Genomic DNA, 22352 nt, shown 5'->3' on the forward strand with positions numbered 1-22352 from the left:
GGGGCGGTCTCACTCAATTGCTGTTGGAGGCGTACGTGAGCACCACTGTTGTGAGCACATCGCCCAGGCCCGGCCCCGTTCCCGTTGCCGAGGTGTTCGCCTTTGCCGACCACGAGATCGGCGCAGCGGCCGCCGCTCTGTGGCCGCGGGCTGCTATCGATCCAGGGATCCACGTGCCGAGTGTCACCGGCTACGTGCGCCGCATCCGCGTGGACGGGCGCGTCCTGTATGCCAAGTACGGGTTCTTGGGGGTGTCGCTGGTCTCGCTCCTGCGGGGAGTCTGCGGCCCCTGGCCGGAGGTTCTGAAGGCCCAGCAGGAGTATGTGCGGGGTTCCGGCTCGCTGCTGGAGCGGGAGGCCGCGCAGCTGCGGCTGCTGGGCCAGGTGGGCCGTCCCCGGGTCTGCGGGGTGGCCGGGCTGCGGCGCGGTGTGCTGTTCACCGAGTCCGTGCCCGGCCCGACTCTGGCGGACCTGCTTCTGCGCCGGCCGGTGGAAGCGGCAGACCTGTTGGGTGGCGCATTCGGCGAGCTGGTCCAGCTTCACCGTCCGTCCGCCGTCCAGCTGCTCGCCCCCGGCGGGGTTATCGGTGAGCGCAGCATCGCGGGCACCTTTGGCCGCAAGTTCAACGGGATCAGCGGCCGTACCTACGTGGACCGGCTCGGAGTCGACCGGTGCCCGGCCGGCGAACGGGAAGAGGTGGTCGAGCTGCTGCGGCACGTGGTGGCCCGGCTGTACCGGCTGCGGGCCACGGTGCTGCCCCATGCCCGTCGGCGTGTGCTGGCCTACGGCGATCTCAAGCCCGAGCATGTGGTCTTCCCCGAGGGCACCAGCGGGCGGCCGGTGTTCATTGATCCGGGGCTGCTGCTCGCCGGGACGGCGGTGGACGTGGCGAAGCTGCTCAGCCGCACCGTGCTGCTGCTGGCCACCGCCCGGCCCGGCGCCGTGACCGCCCAGCACGCCGTGGACGGCGTCGGTGCCTTCGTCGCCGCGCGGATGGCACTGCTGCCTACCAAGGCCCGCCGTGGCTGGCTGCGGGAGCTGCTGGTGCTGTGGCTGATGGACAGCGTCAACATCCTCGCCACGTATCTGTCGGCCCCCGCCGCGCTGCCTCTGCCCGGCCAGGGCGCCGCCCTCGTCGGCCGGGCGGTCGATGTGTGCCGGATGGCCGAGCGGATCAGCGCCGAACTGATGGCCAGCGCCGAGGGGCGCGCAGTGTGGGAGAGCGCGCTCGGGCAGGTTCAGGCGGTCGCCGCATGACGCCGGAACCGGTGGTCACGGTCGGCGTCATCGGGGCCGGGGCCGTAGGTCAGACCGTGGCCGCCGGGCTGGTGGCCTCCGGGCTCTCCCAACGCCTGCTGATCGCCTCCCGCACCCTGGACCAAGCCGCAGCGCTGGCCGCTGATCTGGAGGACATGCGTCAGGCCGCCGCTTCACCGGTGCGCTCCGAGGCCCGGCAGGTGGCGGAGCTGGTGAGCTGCCAGGCCACCGTCATCGCCGCGCGGGCGGTCTTCGCCAACACCCGCACCTCCGAAGTCCGGATGGGCGGTGCGGACGCCAATGCCCCCGTCATCCGTGCCCTGGCGACTGCGCTGCGCGGCTACCAGGGGACCGTACTGGTGGTCACCAACCCCGTCGACCTGATGACCCGGCTCTTCGCCGAGACCTCCGGCTGCCGGCGCGTGTTCGGGATCGGCTCCAACCTCGACTCCGCCCGCTACCGCATCACCCTGGCCCGGCTGCTGGCCGTGCCCGCTGACGCCGTGCATGGCCACGTGATCGGCGAGCACGGCGACGGAGCCGTGGTGTGCGCCTCGACGACCACCGTCAACGGCCAGCCCGCCGCCGTCCCTCTTCCGGAGGTAGGCGCAGCCCTTCATGACCGCCCCGGACGGATCAGGCACGGCATCGGCCGCACCCGCTGCGGCCCGGCCGGAGCCGTGCTGTCCACCCTGCGCAAAGCCCTCGGCCTGGTCGACGGCACCGAGGAACTGACTGCTGAATACCGCGGCGACTGGCTGGGAATTCCCCTGCGCTTCACCGCCGGAGAACCCATAGCGTGCCTGCCTGCTCTCGACCCGGACGAAGACCGGCAACTGGCTGCGGCTGCCGTCAAACTCCGGACTGCCTACAGCTCGCTGGCCGCGCGGCGGCCCACCTCACTCAACCTGGAGACGATGTGAAGACCCCCACCGCAACCCGGATCCACGCCTCGGACGCGAGCGTGACCGTCCTGAGCAACACCCCCTTCATCACCGACTGGTCCCGCCGCTACTTCGGCCCCTGGTGGAACGCGTTCGAGGTCCCCGCCCACAGCCTTTGCAGCGGGCCTCTGGTCATCGCCGATGTCGACGAGCTGGAGTACGCCGACCTGGCCACACGGTTGGCCGCCTGCTCCCACGAAGAGGTCACCTACGCCAAGGCCAAGCTGCTCCTCACCCGCGACAGCACGGGCACCATCATCAGCGCCGTCTCGCCCGACGAAGGGCTGGCCTACCGCTCCGAGTCGCTGGCCGAGCGCCTGACGATCTCCGGCTGCGCTCCCGAGCCGGTGGCGCTGGCCGCCGCACGGATCGCGCGGGAGATGGTCCGCGCGACCCTGCTGTGGGACGGCTGGACGCTTCTGCACGCCTCCGCCGTCGTCCGCGACGGCAAGGCCCTGCTTACCTTCGGCTCCAAGGGGTCCGGCAAGACCACCACAGCGCTGCTGCTCGCCCGGAACGGCTTTGATCTGCTGGCCAACGACCGGGTGTTCATCAAACCGGTAGGTGACGAACTGCGTGTCCTGCCGTGGCCGTCAGCGGCCGCCATCGGCCTCGGCCTCCTGGACGCCCTCGGGCTGTACGACGTCGTCCGCGACCGGCTCCAGGCCGGAGAACAGCTCCACCCGACACAGCACCAGGACGTCACCGACGCACTGCTGGCCGGACGCCGCGAGCCGCTGTGGGAGCCCGGCGGGAAGAAGGAGCGCAAGGTCCAGGTGTTCCCCGACCAGTTCTCCACCTGGTTCGGCATGGAGCTGGCGACCAGCGGCACCGCGGCAACGCTGCTCTTCCCCCGCATCGACCCCGCCGCTGCCCCGGCTCTGGTCGACGGCGACCGGACACTCGCCGAGGACGACTTCATGACCGGCTCCACCGAAGACCGCTACCCGGACCACTTCCACCTCGCCCGCGGCATCAACGGCGGCGGCAACGACCTGGCCTGCGCCTCTGTCGCCGAACGGCTCGCAGCACTCCCGCACCATCAGGTCGTACTCGGCCATGACATCCAGGCCAATGCCGACTTCCTGGCCAAGCTCGCGGGGGTCCAGTGAGCAGGCAGACCCTCCGCCGATACTGGGTCGACTGACCTCCCCTGGGGACGTCGTCCAGTGCCATCCCCCGTGGGCCGGGACGACGTCGGAGCCCCGGCGGCTGCGCTCCATCCGCAGCTGCCGGGGCTCCTTTGCGTATACGCGCGCGTGCGCGAGTCCCACATGAGGGCCTTGCCGGATGGCGCTACTCCTGGCCGTCGTCGGGGACCGGGGCCTGCGTCTGGTCCCGGGCGGGGTACTGGGCCGCCCATCCGTCCAGCAGCCGCAGATACGGCTGACGCCGCGGCGGCCGCGGTTCGGACCGGCCGCTCTCCCAGTTCTTCACGGTCTGCGTTGTCGTCTGCAGCACCTGGGCAAGCCGGGCCTGTGTGACACCGGCAGCCTCCCTCAGCCGGGCCCGCTCGGCGGGCGGCGGCATTTCCGGTTCACCTGCCAAGAGCGAATCCACGGCCGCGAACAGCTCATCTTCGGTCGGCATACTTCACCTCCATCCTGAACACTACCATGGATTTAGCCCTGAATTTGCGCTACCGTTATCCCTGGATTTAGGATCACCGGGGAGTGACCACAAGACGGGGAGGCTCGGTGCTTGCAGAAACGGATACCGACTCGGTCGTGCTGTCCGAACAAGAGAGGCACGACGTCCTGCACCAGGTGATCCTCCCGGCATGGACGAAGGGAGCCGTACGCCAGGACCGGCCGACCGTGGTGATCGTCGGCGGTCAACCGGGCGCCGGGAAGACCGCCATCGCGGACCTGGTGCAGGCGGCGCTGAACCGCCGTGGCGGCGCGGTGCGGATCGGCAGCGACCTGTACAAGGCCGCGCACCGCCGCTACGCCGAGCTGCTGGCCGCCGACGTCCGCACGGCCGGGGTGCAGGTCCGGCCCGACACACGCGCCTGGCAGGCCGCTGTGGAGGACCACGTCCGCGCCCAGCGCATCGACGCGGTGGTCGAGTCGGCCCTGGCCGACCCCGACGGCTTCCGCACGTCTGCTGCCGCCTACCGGCAGGCAGGCTCCCGCCTCGAGGTGGTGGCTGTGGCGACGCCGGAGGCCCTGAGCCAGCTCGGGACCCTGGACCGCTTCCTCACCGAGCCCCGGTACGTGTCGTGGGAGAACCATGACTCCTGCGCGAAGGAGCTGCCGCGGACGCTGGCCGTCATCGAGGCCGAGCAACTGGCGGACCGGATCACCGTCGTACGCCGGGATGGCACGGTGCTGTACAGCAACGAGCTGGTCGACGGGATGTGGCGCCGGCAGTTGGCCGGAGAGAAGCTGGCCGCGGACAAGGCGGTGGCGGCCGAGTGGACGCGGTGGTGGAGCGCGCGGGAGACGGCCGTCTTCCGCCGCGAGCTCGCGCGGACCGACCAGCGTCTGCACCGCGAGCTACTGGAAGAGGACCGGCGCCTTGCTGTCCAGCGGGATGCCGAACGTGCTGCCGCCCTCGCCGAGCCGGTCCGCCGGATCGGACAGCCCCGCCGTCAGGCTCCGGGCGTGGACTATCACCGGCTGTCGGCCGAGGAGCACCGGTGGATCTTCGACGAGCTCATCGCGCCGTCCTACCTGAGCGGCATCATCGGCCGAGATGACCCGCGGGCGGTGTACGTGCTGGGGCAGCCCGGGGCGGGGAAGCTGAAGGCCGCCAGAATGGTCAAGCGGGCCATGCGCCCAGGGACGACGCATCTGGTGGGCGACGACTTCAAGGCATCGCATCCGGACTACTCGCGGCTGCTGACCGAGGATCCCCGCAACGCGGGTGCGGCGATCCGGGCGGACTACCGCGCGTGGTTCGCCGAGGCCGAGGCGTACGTACGCCTGCGGCGCGGCGACGTGCTCATCGAGGGAGCCCCGGGCAGCACGGAGGAGTTCCTGGCCAGCGCACTGCCGTTCGCGACCGCTGCCTACCCCGTCGAGCTGGTGGTCCTGGCGGTGCGGGAGGCCGACAGCCGACTCGCGACGGCGCTGCGGTATGCCCGTGCCCTGCAAATCGGGATCAACGGCCGGTTCACCTCCCGGGCCGGGCACACCACCTGCTTCCGTGCTCTGTCCGACGTCGTCGAGCTTGCGCAGACTCACCCAGCCATAGCCGCCGTGACCATCATCCGCCGGGACGGTCAGGCGCTGCTGCGCCAGGAGCGGGCCTCCGGTGCCCGGCGGGCTTCGTGGGCGCTGGCAGCGGAGCAGCTGCGGCCGTACACGGAAGCGGAGGCGACCCGGTTCCTCGCGCTGCACCAGGCGCTGCGGAAGGCGCTGCCCCGGCACCGCCGTGAGCTGGACGACATCGCCGCGCTGGCCCGGCCGCTGATGCCCGCGCGGGTGCAGCCGGTGAGGATCAGCCGTCCGCACCCGCGCGTCTGGCCTCTCCCCGTGCCGAGGAGGAAGGCCGCGGGCTACGAGTCGGTCAGCTCCTTCAGCCGGGCCGCGTAGCGCGCAGCGATCTGGGCTGTCTCCTTCGGGTCGGCGGTCTCCAGCCGTTTCCGGTCCTCCAGCACGGTCTGCCGGTCGGTCTTCAGCTTTTCGATCCGCTCTTCGTCGGGTACCGGGTTCCTGCGTTCGGTGACGATCTGTGTGTTGTACCAGTTCACCACCTCCTGGACGGTGTCCAGCGCCTGCTGTTCCTCCCCTCCTTCCAGGTGGGGGGAGTCGGGGCTGGGGGTGTCGGACATGGCGCTACCACCTTCGTGCTGATCATGGTTTGAGGCGGCCATTGTCTCCTTGGCCGATTCCGCTGGGACAGGGCCGCAAGGCGGCCGGGAGCAGGCTGGCGCCTCGTGCGCCCTGCGCAGCATCCAGGGGATGCTTTCTCCAAGGGGCTTGGTTCGGGCATAGGTTGGGCCCAGGTGATCATCGTTTCGGGGGTGGGCGTGTCGGGTCGGGATCTCAGGGCGCTGTTCAGCACGAACGACCGCGGCCTGACGGCGGCGGAGGCGTTCACCAACCGCGAGCTACAGTGGGACCTGGTAGGGGCCGCGCTCGCGGAGCACCTGCGGCGCATCGCCGATCCGGGCTTCAGCGTGGAGGACCTCGAAGCAGCCCGCGACAACGTGATCGTCTTTCACGGGGTCGGCGGCATCGGGAAGACCACCCTCTCCCGCAAGCTGGAAGCAGCTCTCACCGGCGCCGAGCACCGGCCCGTCCAATGGGGCGAGCCCGCCTGGTCAAACGAACGCTTCCTGCCCATACGGATCGACCTCGCCCGCTCGGCCGGAACCGACTTCGAGCGCCTGGTACTGACCATCCGGCTCGCACTGGCCGGACTCGGCCGGCCGCTGCCCGCCGTCGACATCGCGCTGCGCCGGTACTGGGAGCACAACCACCCCGGCGAGCCGCTGGAGGAGTACCTGCGCCGCGGCGGGCTCGCGGGCCGGTTCGGCCAGGCCGGGCAGCAGCAGATGCAGTCCGCGCTGTCCGACGTCGCCCAGGCCCTGCTGTTGCCGGGCACCGTCGGCTCCGCGGTCGGCCAGGTGACCAGCTCCCTGGTACGCGCGCTGCGCGAGCGCCGGCAGACCGTCCGCGCCCTCGCCGGATGCGCACGGCTCGCCGACCTGCTGGAGGCGGAGCCGGACCTGGAGGCGCTGTCCTTCTACCCGCATCTGCTGTCCTGGGAGCTCGCCCGTCTCCCGGCGGACAAGCAGGTCACCCCGGTGATCCTGCTGGATACCTTCGAGGACATCGGCGACCGCACCCACCGCGATTTCGAGCGCCTGCTGCAGCGCGTGGTGTGGCTCATGCCGAACGCGGTCTTCGTCATCACCGGCCGCTCCCGGCTGCAATGGGCCGACGAAGCCCTCCAGGGCCAGCTCGATTTCACCGGGCCCGCAGCCTGGCCCGGCCTGGCCACCCACGACCTCGAGCCGACGCACACCACCTCGTCCGCCGACGGCCGCGCGCGGCAGGTCCTGATCGGGGACTTCTCCCCCGAGGACTGCGAGGACTACCTCGCCCGCCGTCTGGCCCGCGACGGCCAGCCCCTCATCAGCGACGACATCCGCCGCGTCATCACCGGCCGCTCGCACGGCCTGCCGCTGTACCTCGATCTGGCGGTGATGCGGTTCCTGGAACTGCGCCGCTCCGGCCGCACACCGACCCCGGCCGACTTCGACCACGACTTCCCGGCTTTGATCGCCCGCACCCTGTCCGACCTCACCCCCGACGAGCGGCACGTCCTGCGATCCGTCAGCCTCCTGGACGCCTTCGACCTGGCGCTGGCCACCCGGGCCGCGGGCATGACCCACGAGGCACCGGCCATGCGGCTGATCGAGCGCCCCTTCGTCCGCGAGAACCGGTTCGGCCTGTGGCCCTTCCACCTCCACGCGCTGATCCGCTCCACCATCCGCAACGCCGACGACCAAACCGACGACCGCTGGTCGCCGAACGACTGGGCAGGCGCCGCTGAGCGGGCCTTCGCCGCGCTGGGCGAGCAGTGGAGCACCAGCCCCCAGGACCGGCTGCTGCTCATCGGCTGCCTGCGCCAGGGTCTGCGCCTTGCCCGCGATTTCCGGCTCGGCCTCGACTGGCTCGCGGGCGCGGCCTGGGCGTACGTCAGCGACTCGATCTGGGAACCGCTCGCCCCTCCCGCCCCGAACGGCCCGGCCGCCACCGGGCTGGAGACGGCGGCCGACGCCCTGGTCGAAACCCTCAGCACCCTCGGTCGGCGGCAGCACGAGCACCGCGAGCGCACCCTCGACCGGCTCACCGCGGTCATCGACTCCGGCCTGCTGCCCACCGACCTGCACGAGATGGCCGTCTACTACCAGGCCAAGGCCCAGCGCGACCTCGGCCACTCCGATGATTCCCGCCGCGGCATGCAGCTGGTCGCCGACGGCGACGGCCGCCTCGCCCCCGCGGCCCGGCGCGGCCTGGCCCACCTCGCCCGCCTCGCCGGCGACTTCCCCACCGCCCTGGCCACCGCCCACACCCTCGGCTGGAGCGGCCGTCACCACCGTGTCGAAGGCGATGTGTGGTGGGTCCAGGCTGAAATGCACCGCGCGGCCACCGCGTACGAGGCCGCCCGCGGTGAGGCCGAAGAACACGGCGTCGCCGGGGAGCGGGCTACCTGCCAGGCGCAGCGCGCCTTCGTCCTGGCCTTCACCGATCCCGACGTTGCCGACGACGAACTGGAGCTGGCCCAGCAGCTGCTGTCCGGGCTCGACCTGCGCGCCACCGGCCTCACCACCCAGATCGCGGCGCTCCTCCGTGACGCCGGCACCACCGCCGACTTGGAGGACCGCGCCACCATCCTGCGCACCGAAATCAGCATCGCCGGCTTGGCTTCCGTGGAGGCAACCCTGGAGCTGGCCATGGCCTTCCACTACGCGGTCCGCGGCACCCACGATCAACTGCTCGCCACGATCTCCCGGCTGCGCGAGATCACCCGCAGCGGCGACTACGCCTACTACATCCCCATTGCCCACTTCATGGGCGGCCTCGACCTCCCCACCGGGCACGGTTCACAGGCACGGTGGCTGGATGGAGAACAGCCGACTCGCGCCCGATGGCACGGCCTGGTCACCGCCCGCCGGGACCACCTGCGCACAGCACCGTGACATCCCTGGCCACCGCGCCCAGCGCCTGGCGGTAGGTGCCGCGTTCATCGGCTCAGGTTCCGAGGGATGGGGCGTAGGGCCGGGCGGGAGCAGCAAGTTATCGACGAAGACACTCTTCGCCGTCGTGGTCACTCCGCCCGGGGCTGCGGAGTGCCGGGGGGCTGCTGCTCGTTAGCCAGGACCCCGTCCTTCTGCCGGAGCGCCCTGAGAACCAGGGGGCGGGACATCGCGCCGCTGACGCGCTCGGCGAGGGCGTTGGCGCTGGCGCCGGTCTTCGCCTGCTCCGCCCGCAGGGCTGCGCCGAGCCGGGCACGGGCCTCATCGACCTTGTCGAGGGCGTCCAGGACGGCATCGACTGCGTCGGTGACGCTGGGCGGCGGCTCGGTGGTCAACGTGTTGACCACTTCGGCGGCCGGCTCGGGCGTGGCGGGTTCCTCTTCCGGCTCGGCCGGGTGGTGGTCAACGCCTTTGCCACCCGTGGTGGGTTCGCCCGGGTACCGGTAGGCGGAGAGGTCGAGAACCTTCCGCTGCCAGGGAGCGGGCTCGGAGTAGCCGACAGACTGCGGGTCGGCCAGTGCCCGGTTGACCTCGTCGCGGTCGAAGTGCGCCGGGTTGTACTTGTGCAGGCCCCACTCGCGCAGCTCGCGGTACCTCGCTCCCTTGCGGGCCCGGATCGCCCGCAGGGTGCGCTCGTAGCCGAGCGGCCCGCCGCAGTCCTCCGGCGGGCAGGCGCGGCGGCCGGCGCTGCAGCGCGGGTAGCGGGTGTTCGGAGCGGGGCGGTGGATCTTCTCGACTTCGAGGTGGTGAACCCAGTGGTCGCCGAAGTCGTACACGTACCCGGCGCCCGAGCCCACCTCGGGCAGCACCTGCGCCACGGTGTACGCGGAGGCTTCCCGTCCGTTGTGGCCGTAGCTCTCCCAGCGTGCTCCGAACTCCCACAGATGGGCGTCGTCCCAGCCCATGGCGACCTGGATGACCGCGTGCAGCCCGTACATCGTGGTGTGCGAGTAGATGTGGATGCGCCGCCACACCACGGGCTCGATGTCCGGCATCGACACTCTCAGCTGGTGCACGGTCTCCACGGGCGTCACCGTAGCGGCTCGCCGACCCATCTCGTCGCGCGCGCACGCGTAGGACGGTTCCATGAAGTGTTCCTTCCGCAGGTCAGCGCGCTGCCCTGGCGCCGGTAGGCGGCGCGTAGCGGCCCGGCCGGGTGTGCTGCGCTTCCGGTCGGCGGCCCCGGCGCGGTAGCCTGATAAGGACGTCAGGGGTCGTGGGCCCCTGGAAGACGTAGGGCCAGGTGACCTGGGGCATTACCGGGAGCCTGGCCCGGCGCATGTCTGGGCCCGGATTCAGCGCACGTCGACGGGGAAGTCGATGACCCGTTCCCCGAGGATCTCCCGGTACCGCACGTCGCCCAGCTTCTCCGCGCGCACCGCGCCAGCCACGACGTCGGCGACCCACAGCAGTGGCTCCGCGGTACCGAGCAGATGGTCCAGGCGGAAGCGGGCGTCCTTCGGCAGCGCGTAGCGGGCCTGCTGGACGGTGGCAACGTCACGGGCGTTGAGCACCTGGTCGCGGGCCTCCATGAACAGGTGCTCCACCCCGAACCCGTGCAGCTCGGAGACCAGCAGATTCAGGCAGTGCGCGCGGGCCCGTTCCTGTCGGCGTGGCCTGACCGGGGCTCCGACCGCGACGACGTGCAGCCCGTCGAAGGCGGCCACGGCGCGTGCCAGCTGGTCGCGCTGGGCGCTGTCGGCCTTGGTCCAGTGCACCTTCGTCGAGGCGTGCTTGGCCTGTAGGTGCAGCATCTGCTCGCGGACCTGGTCGAGGGCGTCGTCCGGGATGAGGGCCGCGGCGATGATGTAGAACCCGGTGTCGTCGTGTTCCTGGAAGGACTCGTCCGACCAGGCCCTGCTCGCGCTCACGTACCCGCCCCTGCTCTCGTGGTGAAGCCGCTCATTCTTCCCGCGCGTCGGCCACGCCCGCCACCGAACGCCGGATCACCGTTCTCCTTGAGATCCACTCTGTCGGCTGCGAGCCTGCCAACTGCCCTACGAGAAACGGGAGGTACACAGGATGCCGGTGAAAGGCGGGTGCCAGAACTGCGGCGCCCCGATCCAGCCGAAGGACAAGGACAAGCCGTGTAAGTGCGGGGCCTGGCAGCGGCGCTGACCAACGCGTTCCTGCAGACGGCCGGTGGCCGCACCCTGCTTGTGCGGGAGCGGCCACCGGAGATCAGCTTCTGACCACAGCCCCGTTGCTTCACGGCGCGCACGGATCTGTACCACGACGATGCGGTTTCGCGCCGGGGAGTGACGGGGTCAGCGGGGTCCAGGGGCCGGCGAAGGCCCCTGGTACCACGCTGCCCAGCCGTAGGTCTGTAGGCCGTGCCCGGGACGGGGACAGACCGGTTCACTCAGCGGCGGTGCCGGTCTCGGTCTCGGTCGTTTTGTCAGGCGCCCACCGGCCGGGGCACCACAAGCCCCCAGGGCTTCCGATGTCCTGCCTGCGGCGTGACCATCCGAGCTGACGGGATGGAGGAGACCCCGGCGGGGGAGGGCCAGAGGGTTCTACTGTGCCGCCATGAGGATTCCCGGCAAGAAGAGTAAGGAACTGTCCGAGGACCTGCAGCTGATGGATGCGGGCTTGACCATGGTCGCTGACCTGATCGCCGACAACGCTGCGAAGAGCCTGCGTGAGGGCCGCTGGACGGATCTGGTCGCGGACCTGGCCGAAGCCAGCCGCCGGACTCAGATCAGCCTGCACGAGGCGGTCGAAAGGGCGCTCGCGGAAGGGGAGACCTTCGAGACCCTGGCAGGCGGCTCCCGGGTGTCGTCCGAATACCTGAAGGCGGCGTACGAGCAGTTCAACCGTGAGATGTGGGCACAGCCCGGTCCCGGCGAGGACGGCCGGGAGCCCTGGCGGGTGCTGGGCTGAAGCCCTCGCGATTCTGACCGTGCGACACCCACCCGCCGTACGGATCGGGGCCGGTACAGTCGAAAGGGCGCCCGCAGCCAGCTCCAATGGCTGCGGGCGCCCTTCCTGTACGCGGAGGTCAGCGGTCGACGACGTCCTTGTCGAGGTCGCGGTGGACCAGGTCGACGGTCACGTCCTGGTCGGCGAACTCCTTGGCGCTGTCGGCCAGTCCGTACATGGCGGCCTGCTCGACGTCCCCGGCGACCACGGCGCGCAGGGCCATGGCCGTAGTAGCTGCGCGATGGCGTCCGCCGGCGCACTGCGTCACCACGGTGATCGGCGCGGCCGTGGGCCCGGCGAGGTAGCCCTGGACCTGCAGCGCGGTCGCGGCGAGGACCTGCCGGACGCCCGGGGTGTTCATCACGGTGTCGCGCACGACCTGGTCGTGGGCGGTCAGCTCGCGCAGGTCGGCGCGCACGTGCGGGTCCCGGAAGTGCCGGGTCAGCCGGAGCGCGATGTCCGCATGCTGCAGGACGTCGGCGTACGGGCCCTCGACGTCGTCGTGCAGGCGGCCGATGGACACCACGGTGACGTCGGCCGGCGCCTGGGCGACGATCCGGTCCTTGCGGGAGTCCCATCCGGAGCAGTGTTCGCGCACCTGTCCGTCCCGGCCGCGCACGGTGATCTGCCACGACGGCCAGCTCTCGCGCGGGCCGCGGTCGATGGCGAGGACCTCGTACTCGCTGTCGGCGTACCCGTGGTCGTAGCGGCCTCCGACCCGGCGGGGGCCCACCTGGAGGGAGACGAACTCCTCCCAGGTCATCTCGAATCCCTCCTCGCGGTCGCCGATGGCCTCGTCGGGGATCGATCCGTCGCACTCCTGGCAGCAGCTCCACACTGCGGCGTTCACCGCGCCGCAGCTGGCGCACGTCCAGGACGGCCGCTGGCAGTCGTGGCACGCGTCGTAGTGCGGGGGGTTGTCGGCGCCACACCTGCACGTCCAGGCGCGGCGGGCGCGTTTGGCTGCGGCGAGGTCGGTCTCGTATGTCATCCGGTTCTCCTTCGTGGTGGGTTATTCGCTGACCTGCGCGGTCAGCTGTTCCTGGGTGGTCTCGGTCACCGGCTGCTCCTCTTGAACGGGGGGACACGCGCCTGCAAGACGGACTGCAGCACGAGCAGCACGTTGTCGCGGGTCTTGCGGTGGGAGGAGAGGATCTCCTCGACCTCGTCGGCCCACTCCGGCATGGGCCCGGAGCGCAGCAGTTCCACCGGGCGGCGGTTGTCGGGGTGGGTGATCCAGGTGTGCAGCGTGGCCGCGTCGGCGTCGTCCAGGGCGGCGGCCATCAGGTAGCGGGAGAGCAGCCTGTGGCTCTGGCTCCGCCAGAAGTTGGTGTTCGGCGCGTAGTCCTGCAGCAGGGAGGTCGCCGTCGCCTGGGCCGTGTCCGGGTCCGAGCAGGCGGTGATGTCGAGGACGTAGGACGTGCGTTCTGCTTCGATCACGGCGTCGAGGTGCTTGCGGACACTGTCGGCGCCGACCCCGTTGAGGCGCTCGGTGAGCAGCGCGGCCACGGCGCGCTTGGAGCCCCGGCGCTCGGCGTCGGAGAGCTCGAGGTAGGCGGCGTGCACCTGCTGGCGGGTCCCGTCGTCCGCGGGCAGGCTCTGGGGGGCGCGGTCCCGGGCGATGTCCTGCGCGAGGCTGCGCTGGGTGGCCGCGCGGCGGCGGTGTTCGGGGGCGAGCGGTTCCTCGACGGTGGCAAGCCGCTCGTAGATGGCGGCGCGGGCGAGGTGCTTGGCGGCCCACATCTCCCGCTTCTCCCTCGCGGCCGGGGTGCCGGTGGCGGCCATCGCCGCGCTGTACGCGGCGTCGATCTCCTTGCGCAGTTCCTCCGCCCGGTCGTGCAGATGGCGGGCCTCGGCGCGGCGGGTCTCTCCCTCGGCGCGGGCGGCCTCGTCGCCCAGGGAAGACAGCAGCGTGCTGACCGCCCGCTGTTCGCCGACCAGGTCCTCGTACCACTCGTCCAGGTCGCAGGCGTGAGTGGCGGGGTCGGCCGGTCCGCGGCCGATGCCCGTGCGCCGGCGCTGCATCAGGACCCAGGCGCCCACCGTGGTGTTCCACCGCTCGTGGGCGGACTGCCGGGAGCTGCTGGCGGCGTGGCCGATGTCGGTCCAGCTGGCGCCGCGTTCGCGTTCGGCGACGACGGCCTGGTCGACCAGCCGCTCGGCGAGGCCCTGGAGGAACAGGGCGTCGCGCAGCACGCTGCCGTGGTCGTCGGCCGGGTAGAGCTGGGCGACGTCGCGCAGGGCGGCGTCGGTGATCTCGCGCAGGGTCTGCGCGCGGGCGAGCATCGCCTCGTCGGCCGGGGCAAGGGCCTGGGGCCGCTCGCGCTCGGCGGGTTCGTTCACTTCGTCCATACTGTAAAGGTAGCCCTGACAGGGTTGTGCGTCAGGGGAACCTTGACGGTTCGGCTGGATTCACCCGTCCGGGTGGCGTGAACCGGTGGTCTTCAGGGTGCAGGTGGCGGGGCTTTCCTCGGCGCTACCGCAAGCCGTCCGCACGAGCGATCCTGGAGGTATGGCCCGCCGCTGGCACTGTTACGTCTGCGGCGCCGTGCTCCCGAAGAACGCGACACGGCGGCGCCTGTACTGCGGTCCGGCCTGCCGGGCCCAGGCGTACAGGGACCGGCAGATCACCGAGCGGATCGGCGCGCTCGGTCGACTGCTGCTGAAGGCCGTGGCCACCGACAACGACCGCCTGCTGCGTCGGTTGCTGTGCCCGGTGTGCGGACGCATGACCTACGCGGCCGGGTCCCGGCGACGGGACGCAAAGTACTGCTCCGCCCGTTGTCGAGACCGTGCTTACCGGCGTCGGCGCCGGCAGTACCGTCACGTCGAGGCGTCGGAAAAGCGAGCTGTACCGACGGGTACGACGCGCTGACGTCACGCAACGAGCAACCACTGCGCGACCCGCTGCCCGCCACACGCGAGCGACTCGACAGCACGAGGACGCGACGCCCCAGGGTCCGCAGGTATCAGGTTCCCTTATGCCCTTTGCTTCCTCGTCGTTGTCTTCGCTGTTCCACGGCTGAACGGAGCGTTAGCGGAAGCCTGATCAGGGGAAACAGTCCGTACCCTCTGGACCCGTACCCTCCCCTTCTTCCGCGCAGCGGGGGTACGGGTCCGGCTGTTTCCCCTGGTCATCGCACCTTTGGGGTGTACCGCTGTTTCGACGTCCGTGATACGGCCGTACCCCCATGCTGATCCGTCCTCGTGAGGCACGAGCGAGGCGGGGGGTACGGGTCTGCTCGCGACTGTCGCCGACCGGCGTCAGCTCCGGCTCGTCAGGGCGGCGGTCTGGACTACTGCGCGGGGGCCTGGATCTGACGCGGGAGGCGGCTCGCCCTCAACTCCCGCAGGTCCGGGATGTGGTTGTAGAGCGTGCCGACCGAGACGCCCAGGATGCGGGCGATGCTGGCCACGCTGTTCTCCGGGTTGGGCAGCATGTCCCGGGCGGCGCGGATCAGCTCGGCATTGACCACAGTCGGGCGGCCGCCGACCTTGCCGCGGGCCCGTGCGGCGGCCAGGCCCTCGTGAGTGCCGACCACGATGAGCTCACGGATGAACTCCGCCAGGGCAGCGAACACGTGGAAGATCAGGCGGCCGCCGGGGGTGGTGGTGTCGAGCGCCTCGTGCAAGCTCTGGAAGCCGATGCCGCGCGCCCGGAGCTCGGCGACCATGTTCACCAGGTCCTGCAAGGACCGGCCGTAGCGGTCGAGACTCGGCACCACGAGGGTGTCCCCCTCTGTCAGGAAAGCGTGGCAGGCTTTGAGCTCGGGTCGCTCGGCGTTCTTCCCCGACTTCTTGTCGGCGAAGATGCGGCGGCACCCCGCGTTCGTCAGGGCATCGATCTGGCGATCGAGCAGCTGGCCCTTGGTCGAGACTCGGGCGTACCCGATCCGGATGTCCGTCAGGATGGACGGAGAGGCCGCGAGCAGTTCGTCGCGATCGAAGGAGAGCGTCGTCACTCGCTGATCTTCTCAGAAATGGGCCTCCGGTGGGTTGTTGACGCTCCGAGTTTTTGACGGGGTTTTTGACGGCGCGTCGCGGCGATTCAGACCTCCGTCTGTCACCCGTCATGAATCGATGGTTTATTGACGTCGAACACCGCGCCGTGCCAGACCCCGGAAAGGACGTGGCTTATCCGGAGTCCAGCACGCGCGCCCCAGTGGGCGCGACGGAGCCCGCCACCGGTCGGTGACGGGCTCCGGCACAAGTCCTGTCCGCGCGTCAGTCCAGCAGCTCGTCCTCGGTGAGGCCGCCGGGACAGGGGTGGGCGGTCGCACCCTGGTCGGTGACGATGACGGTGGTCGCGCCCTGACCGTCGTCGGTCTTCTCGGTGCTGACGAAGCCACCGGGGTTCTGGTCATTCATGATTCGAACTCCTTGGGTTAGATGAGGCGGTCAGGCTCGGCGTGGACTCGACGTGCCTCCTCGGTGCCGGAGGTTCAGCGCTGGTTCGGCGGGTCAGTGTTGCGGGGTTGTAGCCCAGGTCTCCCAGGTGCTGGGTGCGGTGGCCTGGAGGGCCTCGCGCCGGTACTGCGCGGTGCTGCGGGCGACGTCCATGGCGCGGGCGGTCTCGGCGACGGTCCCGCCGCTGTCGATGTGGGCGCGTACGGCGGCGTCCCGGATGCCCGTCAGCTGGGACAGGAGGCGCCGGTCCAGGGCCCAGATGGCGGAGCGCCAGTAGTCGGCGTCGGCGTCGGCGTGCGGCTGGTCCGGGTTGTACGGGCTCTGGTCCACGTAGCCCAGCCGCAGCGTCGCCAGTGCGTCGAGTGCCGCGCGGACGGCGTCGGCCATGAGACCTACGTCCGGGATGGCTACGGCCTGGTCGCGAGTCAGGCTGATCGTGATATCGATGCCGCCGAAGCGGGCGTCGTCGCCTTCGCGAAACTGGATCGAGGACAGTTCCATGGAATCCATGGGTGAATCTCCCTCACGGGTCGCTGTACGGACTTCCGTACATCCCGGACTGTACGGAAGTCCGTACAGCAGTGCAAGGGGGGCAGCCGTTACCGGCGCAAGGAACTGCTCGACGACAGTCCTGGCTACGACCTGGCCCGCGGCGTTGCCAGCGTCCTGGAGCACGGCTCGGCCTGACGGCTGTGTCCGCTGGAGTGGGCAGGTCAATCACCCATGGGCATCGGTCCGTTCTAGCTCCACAGCCAGGAGGTACTCCTCCGCGTCCCGTCCTGACTCGGCAGCGGCTTCGTCGATGACGAGGAGAAGGGAGTCGAGGAGCGCCTCGATGAGTTCTGTGGTGTCAACCCGCGGCGTGAGGAACTCAAGCTCTTCTGCGAGGTCGAATCGCACCGAGTGGTCGCGGCTGTCTCGCAGGCCACGTGCGAGGTCGACCGCGCGACGGTGTGCTGTGCTGTCTTTATCCCGCATATGGGGAGGTTATCCGGGTTCCCTCGACCTCGCCCTGGGCCGTCCAGGTCTTGCGCACGCGTCGGCGGCCGTCTGTCTCCTCGATGAGCCGGATCACTACATCCGGGTTAGTCCCGTAGAGCCCAACCCACTCCGTGTACCGGTCCTGGGCGGTGCCGGGAACGGCCCATTCGCCCTCGACGGATGGGCCGCCCACAGCGAACTGCACCCTGGCGAGGTGCTTGGTCACCATGCTGTGCTCCTCGCCTCTGTACTGGAACTCGCCTCCATCATGCGCGGCCTGATCACCGCAAACCGTCCTCGGCATGGCATGCGCCGCACGCCTCGACATCGGGCATGGTCAGCACGTTCCGTGCCTCCTTCCGGCTGAGTGCCCGGCCGCCGCGGATGAAGCACCGCTCGGCACGGTGGAGATACCCGCGCGGGGAGGCTCCCACAGGGCTGGGCAGGAGCTGGAGTGTCCACCTGGCCGCCGGTTCGGCGTCTTGGGTGGAGTGCTCATCCCTCAGCTCCGCGATACGCGCCTGCACGGTACGAAGCTGGAGGCGTAGATAGGTCTCCACTGCGCGCAGCCGATGCAGGTCCGGCGGTAGCTCCTCGCTCACCCGTTCGATTCTAAACGGTGAGGAGCGGACGAGGGCGCCATGTGCCGGAGCCTGGCTTTCAGGCTCCGCGATGACAGCTCCTGCTACGGCCGGCCGTCAGTGACGTGGCCGGCGGCCTGGGGTATGGCCCGGCCCGACAGGGCCCTGCCCACGGAAAAGCGAAACCGGAACGCTCAACTCGTCGCGTCTGCCCACGATTTGACACTGAACGGACTCACCCGGCACTCTCGGTGCCCACAACCGAATGACACGACCGCCCGCGGTGACGAACCACGAGGTCCCGCACTGGGCGTGGCATGACCAGCACCACCCTTCCCGGGGTCGATAGCACCATCCAAATCCCCCGGCTTCGCACGGCCCGTTCGCCCCGCCCGGCAACCGGGCCGTTCTGTTTGCCCGCTTCCCTCTGCGGGCCCCACCACCGAGATACACGCCGCCCCGGCCATGCCCGGGGCGGCGTTGTTCGTCCGGCCTGACCTCGCGCCGCGCGGACTGCCTTCCTCGCGCCACCTCACCGTGTGCCGATCACCCACGCCCTGATGAAGGAGACCACCTGTGCCCGCTCCGACGACCTCACTGACCAAGCCCTCGACCGCCGACCGCCCCGAGCGTCGCCGACGCCGGATAAAGGTGCTGCTGTGGCGGGCGGCGCTCGGCGCGGCATCCGCCACGGGAGCGGGCCTCGTCACGCTTGCCGCTGACCGGATTGCCGCCCTGTTCTGAGCGCGGCCAAAGGTAGTACGCGACAATCAGCGCGTGTCGGAGTACCGCTCAATCACCGCGCTGGACCAGCTCCTCGACGACCTGGTCGTCGGCGAGGCGCGGCGCCGCCAGCTGAGCATGGTCCGCGGCGAACTGCTGCGGGCCCTGGCCCGCGGCGCTCTGCCCGTCCCCGCCCGTCGCAGCCTGCGCCGACTCCTCGAGGAAGACTCCCTCGGCCCGTACCTGCGGCTCGCGGAGTCCGGTGCTCTGCGTACCCGGCTGGTCGACGGGAAGCGCCCGCCCACCTCGGCGGCCACCAACGAGATCCGCCGGCAGGTCCTGGACGTGCTCCGCGAGGCGCTCGGGCTGCCCGCGCTGCAGCTCGGCGGCGGGGCGCTGCCGCTCCAGCCCACCCCGCAGTTCGGTGACCTCGCGGCCCTGCGCCGTCAGCTTGACCAGGACCTCGCCGGGCACATGTCCCCGGGGCAGGCCCGGCTCACTGCGGTGCTCGGCCTGGTGCTCGACGCGGCCCCCCGGTCCGGGGAGCTGGTCGAGCTGCGTCTGGACGACCTCGCTGCGGGCATCGCCGCGGTGTACATCGAGCGGCGCCCGCAGCGCGGCGGTGGCGACCAGGACGGCGAGGGCTCCTGGTACGAGCTGTCGCCCCTGACCCGGGCCGCACTCGGCCGCTGGCTGCCGGTACGCGCGGAGCTGGCCCAACACGCCCATGGCACCTCGCGATTGTGGGTGTCCCTGTGGCACAACCACGACGGCGACCCCGGCCGGGAGGGCGCGACCCTCAACCGCCCGCCCGGGATGCCGCTGGAGGAGAACGGGCTGATCACCAGCTACCGGCGCGGCCGGGCCCGGTACGGGCTCGCCGGCCTGCTCCCGCCCAAGCTGGAGCAGCTGCGCCGGGCCGTCATCGCCGAGACCCCACCGGTCGCCACCGAGACGGCGGAATCCTCGTGATCCTTCATCTCCTGCGGCTGCTGCTCTGAGCTGCGGGTTCGGAGCCGTGGCGCCGCCACAGGGCTTGTTATTAGCCGGAAGAGTACTTGCGGGAGATTAAACGACGTCGTTTACTGATTTCATGTCCAAGAAGAGAATCACCTTGCAGCTCTCCGTGCAGCAGGCGGGACGCCTGCGGCTGTTGATAAAGCACCACAGGGAAGCCGAAACAATGTTCACCAGGAGCCTGGTGGAGCAGAGGGCGGCGGCGCTGACGGAGCCCGTCGAGTCGGTGGAGTGGAGGCGGGCTGTCGCGCGGCTGCGCCGACAGGCCCGTATGGAGGCGGCGGAGATGCGGCCCACTCGGTGGCCGTCCCTGGACGTGCTCCTGGAGCGCGCTCTGGAGGAGCGGCTGCAGCTGCCGGACACAGCCGGGCCGTGGCTGCCCCTGAGCGCGTCGGAGCGGACCAGGTTGTCGCTGTCGGGGCGGTGGCCGGCCTGTCTGTCGGGGTGCGAACGGGGCACGGCAGAAAGAGCTTTCACCCTGGATGAAGACCTGGTGCTGGCGCTGCGCACGGCGGCCTGGCGCATCTCGGAGCCAGTTCTCGCAGAGCTGGAAGCCAAGAACCTGGTCGGCCCGCAGCGGGACATGAGCGAAGAAGCCCGCGCCGAGCGCGAGAGGCTCGCCGCGAAGCTGTACCCGTCCAGCCGGATTGCCCGGGAGGCGATCGAGAATCACTGGCCCGTCCTCCAGGACGAGGAGCCCGCGGACTCTCCATCAGCCGGAAAAATTTAACGACGTCGTTTACTCGTTTCCGGCTCTGCCCGGCTATTTATTTCGGCTCGTCCGGGGTTTCTGTTTTCGATTGCGAAACCCCGATGAGGGGTTTACATTTCGCGGAGTAACGGTATTTCAGAAAGCACAGGATTTCGGTTCGGAAGGAGAGGCGGTCGTGGGGAAGCAGAAGGGGTTCGGGCCGGTGCAGCTGGCCGACCACGCGGGGCTGGCCCGCTGGCAGGTGGACCGGGGCCTGGTGAAGGGGCTAGTGCCTCGGCCGGCGCTGCCTTCGGGGCGGTGGTCGGATGAGCAGGCGGACGACGTCGCCGCGCGGTGCGGGGAGATCCGCGAGGTTCTCGGCGACCGGCAGGGGTTCGGGGCAAAGCGCACGGCCGAACTCCTGCAGGAGGCCACCGGGGTGGAGCTGTGGTCGTGCGACGTTGAGCAGCTCGCAGCGCGCGGGCTGATCGAGGAGACGGGGGAGTGGAAGGACCACACCCTGTACGACCCCCGGGTGGCTGCTGCCCCGTCAGCGGAGGTCGCCGAAGCGCTGCGCGAGATCGTCGAGCAGCGGGTGGCCTGGTACGCGTCGAGTGCCACCCGGGAGGCGGCGGCCGGGCGCTGCGGCTGGACGGAGCTGGAGTTCGAGAACCGGGCCCGGGAGGCGGGCATGAAGCCGGGGCAGTTCGGCCGGTGGTCGCTGGAGGGCATCGAGCGCCTGGCCGGGGTCGAGGAACCCGATGTCGCCGGGGCGCGGATGCTCGGCCCGGATGAGGCGGCGGAGTACATGAGCGTGAGGCGCCGGGAGTTCGACTACTGCATCGAGGCTGGGTGGCTGGCGCCCGTCTCGCAAATCAGGCGCACCGTGTGGTCGGGGCAGTACCGCGGCTACAACAAGACGGTGACGGTGCCGCTGTACCGGGCGGCGGACCTGGACGCGGTGCTGCGGATTGAGGACGTCGAGTGGGACACGGTCCGCACGCTCAAGCCCCGGCAGGTCTCCCCTCTGCGGAAGTTCGCCTCCCAGGCGCCGAAGAGGGCGGAGGCGGTGCGCGCGTTCGTCGAGCAGCTGCGCGCCGACCACGGCCTGGTCGCCTGGTGCCGGTACGCCAACCTGGCCAACCGCTGGATCGTCGACTGGGAGCCGCGCGAGGACGGCACGCCGACGGTCGAGGACGTCCAGGCGCTGGTCGCTGCCGATGCCGGACTGGCGCCGCACGCCGACACCGTGCAGCTGCTCGGCGAGGTGGGCCACGTCGTGCACTGGGCGCGGAAGATGCTGCAGCCCGGCGCCGCCGTGCTGATCGACACGGAGACGCACGCCCTGTGGGGCAGCGTCATGGACGTCGCCGTGGTGGACTGCGCGACTGGCGAGACGCTGCTGAACACGCTGGTGAACCCGGAAATCCCGGTGACCGACGGTGCGTTCGAGGTGCACCGCATCAGTGACGAGATGGTCGCCGACGCGCCCACCTTCGACCAGGTGCTGCCGGATCTGCTGAGGGTCACGGCCGGCCGGAGGATCCTCGCCTACAACGAGGAGTACGACCGCGAGACCATCAAGGGCGACTGCCGACGGCTGGAACTGTCGGCGGGCCACCTGGGGCGGAGCGCGAACTGGGACTGTGTCATGGAGGCCCGGTCGACCTGGGAGGGCCTGCGCGAGTGGCTGCCGCTCAACGGCAGGCATCGGGCCCTCGGGGACGTGCTGGCCGCGCTCGACGTCCTCCGTCAGCTCGCTGTCGCTCCCTCTTGGGCGCAGCCGAAGGAAGCGGAGAAGGTGAGTGCCTGATGCCGCAGATCCGTCTCATGGGCTCGGACTCAGACGACGTGCAGCGCACGGCCGACGCGGTCGTGCGGGCGCTGCGGGCCTGGCCCGAGTGCCGGGTGGGGGACGTCTCCAGCCCGGTGCCCAACCGGCGCGGGTCCGGGTGCCGCATCTACATCGAGGTCTTGGCCGACGTCGTCACGGACGGGGTCGAGGTGACGGTCGAGCGGAATGACCAGCCGCCGCGGCGGCAATCGCGCGGAGCCCTGCCCTCCGGGCGCGGCCGTCGGCTGCCCCGGTGACGGCACCTCATTCCGGGGCGAATT

The 22352-nt window shown here is 70.6% G+C and carries 23 protein-coding genes; 11 read left to right on the forward strand and 12 right to left on the reverse strand.

The features are described 5' to 3' along the window. Positions 1-173 precede the first annotated feature (173 nt). The 3 genes from NP777_RS41695 to NP777_RS41705 are packed head-to-tail and all read left to right on the forward strand — an operon-like array spanning position 174 to position 3312. A complete protein-coding gene (locus NP777_RS41695) occupies positions 174-1256 on the forward strand; it encodes a phosphotransferase (protein WP_256655398.1) in 1083 nt (360 codons plus the stop codon). Then, positions 1253-2179 carry a lactate/malate family dehydrogenase gene (locus NP777_RS41700; protein ID WP_256655399.1) on the forward strand — a complete coding sequence of 309 codons (927 nt, stop codon included), beginning with the start codon at positions 1253-1255 and terminating at the stop codon, positions 2177-2179. Before NP777_RS41695 ends, NP777_RS41700 begins: the two co-directional genes overlap by 4 nt. Further along, positions 2176-3312, forward strand: a complete 1137-nt coding sequence (locus tag NP777_RS41705) for a hypothetical protein (protein ID WP_256655400.1) — start codon at positions 2176-2178, stop codon at positions 3310-3312. Before NP777_RS41700 ends, NP777_RS41705 begins: the two co-directional genes overlap by 4 nt. Before the next feature lie 184 nt (positions 3313-3496). On the opposite strand, the gene NP777_RS41710 is transcribed toward NP777_RS41705, so the two are convergent. After that, positions 3497-3790: a helix-turn-helix domain-containing protein gene (locus tag NP777_RS41710; RefSeq protein ID WP_256655401.1), complete on the reverse strand. Its 294-nt coding sequence runs from the start codon at positions 3788-3790 to the stop codon at positions 3497-3499. 137 nt (positions 3791-3927) lie between these two features. On the opposite strand from NP777_RS41710, the gene NP777_RS41715 reads away from it, so the two are divergent. Continuing rightward, positions 3928-5739: a zeta toxin family protein gene (locus tag NP777_RS41715; RefSeq protein ID WP_256655402.1), complete on the forward strand. Its 1812-nt coding sequence runs from the start codon at positions 3928-3930 to the stop codon at positions 5737-5739. Here the strand turns inward: NP777_RS41715 and NP777_RS41720 are convergent. After that, complete coding sequence (locus NP777_RS41720; RefSeq protein WP_256655403.1) at positions 5703-5978, reverse strand: hypothetical protein; 276 nt, start codon at positions 5976-5978, stop codon at positions 5703-5705. The genes NP777_RS41715 and NP777_RS41720 overlap by 37 nt on opposite strands. Before the next feature lie 198 nt (positions 5979-6176). On the opposite strand from NP777_RS41720, the gene NP777_RS41725 reads away from it, so the two are divergent. Further along, positions 6177-8858, forward strand: coding sequence for an ATP/GTP-binding protein (locus NP777_RS41725; RefSeq protein ID WP_256655452.1), 2682 nt, complete (start codon positions 6177-6179; stop codon positions 8856-8858). A 128-nt stretch (positions 8859-8986) separates the two neighbouring features. Here NP777_RS41725 and NP777_RS41730 read toward each other — a convergent pair whose 3' ends face one another. Together NP777_RS41730 and NP777_RS41735 are read right to left on the reverse strand one after the other, a co-directional pair. After that, positions 8987-9940, reverse strand: a complete 954-nt coding sequence (locus NP777_RS41730; RefSeq protein WP_256655404.1) for a plasmid pRiA4b ORF-3 family protein — start codon at positions 9938-9940, stop codon at positions 8987-8989. A gap of 270 nt (positions 9941-10210) precedes the next feature. Further along, on the reverse strand, positions 10211-10786 hold the full coding sequence (locus tag NP777_RS41735) for a hypothetical protein (protein WP_256655405.1): 576 nt from the start codon (positions 10784-10786) through the stop codon (positions 10211-10213). Between the two features lie 658 nt (positions 10787-11444). Between NP777_RS41735 and NP777_RS41740 the strand changes: the two genes are divergently transcribed. Next, entirely contained in the window at positions 11445-11798 is a 354-nt protein-coding gene (locus NP777_RS41740) for a hypothetical protein (RefSeq protein WP_256655406.1), read from the forward strand. Between the two features lie 118 nt (positions 11799-11916). Here NP777_RS41740 and NP777_RS41745 read toward each other — a convergent pair whose 3' ends face one another. The 8 genes from NP777_RS41745 to NP777_RS41780 form a co-directional block, all read right to left on the reverse strand. Beyond that, a complete protein-coding gene (locus NP777_RS41745) occupies positions 11917-12828 on the reverse strand; it encodes a RapZ C-terminal domain-containing protein (protein ID WP_256655407.1) in 912 nt (303 codons plus the stop codon). A gap of 65 nt (positions 12829-12893) precedes the next feature. After that, positions 12894-14189: a hypothetical protein gene (locus NP777_RS41750; RefSeq protein ID WP_256655408.1), complete on the reverse strand. Its 1296-nt coding sequence runs from the start codon at positions 14187-14189 to the stop codon at positions 12894-12896. 944 nt (positions 14190-15133) lie between these two features. Continuing rightward, entirely contained in the window at positions 15134-15799 is a 666-nt protein-coding gene (locus NP777_RS41755; protein ID WP_308405371.1) for a recombinase family protein, read from the reverse strand. 262 nt (positions 15800-16061) lie between these two features. Next, entirely contained in the window at positions 16062-16205 is a 144-nt protein-coding gene (locus NP777_RS41760) for a hypothetical protein (protein ID WP_256655409.1), read from the reverse strand. 93 nt (positions 16206-16298) lie between these two features. Continuing rightward, complete coding sequence (locus NP777_RS41765; RefSeq protein WP_256655410.1) at positions 16299-16754, reverse strand: hypothetical protein; 456 nt, start codon at positions 16752-16754, stop codon at positions 16299-16301. A 207-nt stretch (positions 16755-16961) separates the two neighbouring features. After that, positions 16962-17222, reverse strand: a complete 261-nt coding sequence (locus NP777_RS41770) for a hypothetical protein (RefSeq protein ID WP_256655411.1) — start codon at positions 17220-17222, stop codon at positions 16962-16964. Beyond that, on the reverse strand, positions 17212-17454 hold the full coding sequence (locus tag NP777_RS41775) for a hypothetical protein (RefSeq protein WP_256655412.1): 243 nt from the start codon (positions 17452-17454) through the stop codon (positions 17212-17214). The genes NP777_RS41770 and NP777_RS41775 overlap by 11 nt, the downstream gene beginning before the upstream one ends. A 52-nt stretch (positions 17455-17506) precedes the next feature. After that, positions 17507-17827, reverse strand: coding sequence for a DUF6233 domain-containing protein (locus tag NP777_RS41780; protein WP_256655413.1), 321 nt, complete (start codon positions 17825-17827; stop codon positions 17507-17509). Between the two features lie 555 nt (positions 17828-18382). On the opposite strand from NP777_RS41780, the gene NP777_RS41785 reads away from it, so the two are divergent. From NP777_RS41785 to NP777_RS41805, 5 genes are all read left to right on the forward strand, one after another. Beyond that, positions 18383-18550: a hypothetical protein gene (locus tag NP777_RS41785; RefSeq protein ID WP_256655414.1), complete on the forward strand. Its 168-nt coding sequence runs from the start codon at positions 18383-18385 to the stop codon at positions 18548-18550. A gap of 33 nt (positions 18551-18583) precedes the next feature. Further along, positions 18584-19501: a hypothetical protein gene (locus NP777_RS41790; protein ID WP_256655415.1), complete on the forward strand. Its 918-nt coding sequence runs from the start codon at positions 18584-18586 to the stop codon at positions 19499-19501. A 142-nt stretch (positions 19502-19643) separates the two neighbouring features. Then, entirely contained in the window at positions 19644-20276 is a 633-nt protein-coding gene (locus NP777_RS41795; RefSeq protein ID WP_256655416.1) for a hypothetical protein, read from the forward strand. 157 nt (positions 20277-20433) lie between these two features. Continuing rightward, on the forward strand, positions 20434-22050 hold the full coding sequence (locus NP777_RS48325) for a 3'-5' exonuclease (RefSeq protein ID WP_256655417.1): 1617 nt from the start codon (positions 20434-20436) through the stop codon (positions 22048-22050). Continuing rightward, positions 22050-22328: a hypothetical protein gene (locus NP777_RS41805; protein WP_256655418.1), complete on the forward strand. Its 279-nt coding sequence runs from the start codon at positions 22050-22052 to the stop codon at positions 22326-22328. Before NP777_RS48325 ends, NP777_RS41805 begins: the two co-directional genes overlap by 1 nt. Positions 22329-22352: the final 24 nt, after the last annotated feature.

Source organism: Streptomyces rugosispiralis (assembly GCF_024505145.1).
GTDB classification, from domain to species: Bacteria; Actinomycetota; Actinomycetes; order Streptomycetales; family Streptomycetaceae; genus Streptomyces; species Streptomyces rugosispiralis.

Coding starts and splice junctions, on each gene's coding strand:
- NP777_RS41740 (WP_256655406.1), top strand. CDS start 11,445: ATGAGGATTCCCGGCAAGAAGAGTAAGGAACTGTCCGAGGACCTGCAG.
- NP777_RS41710 (WP_256655401.1), bottom strand. CDS start 3,790: ATGCCGACCGAAGATGAGCTGTTCGCGGCCGTGGATTCGCTCTTGGCA.
- NP777_RS41750 (WP_256655408.1), bottom strand. CDS start 14,189: ATGGACGAAGTGAACGAACCCGCCGAGCGCGAGCGGCCCCAGGCCCTT.
- NP777_RS41805 (WP_256655418.1), top strand. CDS start 22,050: ATGCCGCAGATCCGTCTCATGGGCTCGGACTCAGACGACGTGCAGCGC.
- NP777_RS41745 (WP_256655407.1), bottom strand. CDS start 12,828: ATGACATACGAGACCGACCTCGCCGCAGCCAAACGCGCCCGCCGCGCC.
- NP777_RS41765 (WP_256655410.1), bottom strand. CDS start 16,754: ATGGATTCCATGGAACTGTCCTCGATCCAGTTTCGCGAAGGCGACGAC.
- NP777_RS41770 (WP_256655411.1), bottom strand. CDS start 17,222: ATGCGGGATAAAGACAGCACAGCACACCGTCGCGCGGTCGACCTCGCA.
- NP777_RS41760 (WP_256655409.1), bottom strand. CDS start 16,205: ATGAATGACCAGAACCCCGGTGGCTTCGTCAGCACCGAGAAGACCGAC.
- NP777_RS41775 (WP_256655412.1), bottom strand. CDS start 17,454: ATGGTGACCAAGCACCTCGCCAGGGTGCAGTTCGCTGTGGGCGGCCCA.
- NP777_RS41700 (WP_256655399.1), top strand. CDS start 1,253: ATGACGCCGGAACCGGTGGTCACGGTCGGCGTCATCGGGGCCGGGGCC.
- NP777_RS41720 (WP_256655403.1), bottom strand. CDS start 5,978: ATGTCCGACACCCCCAGCCCCGACTCCCCCCACCTGGAAGGAGGGGAG.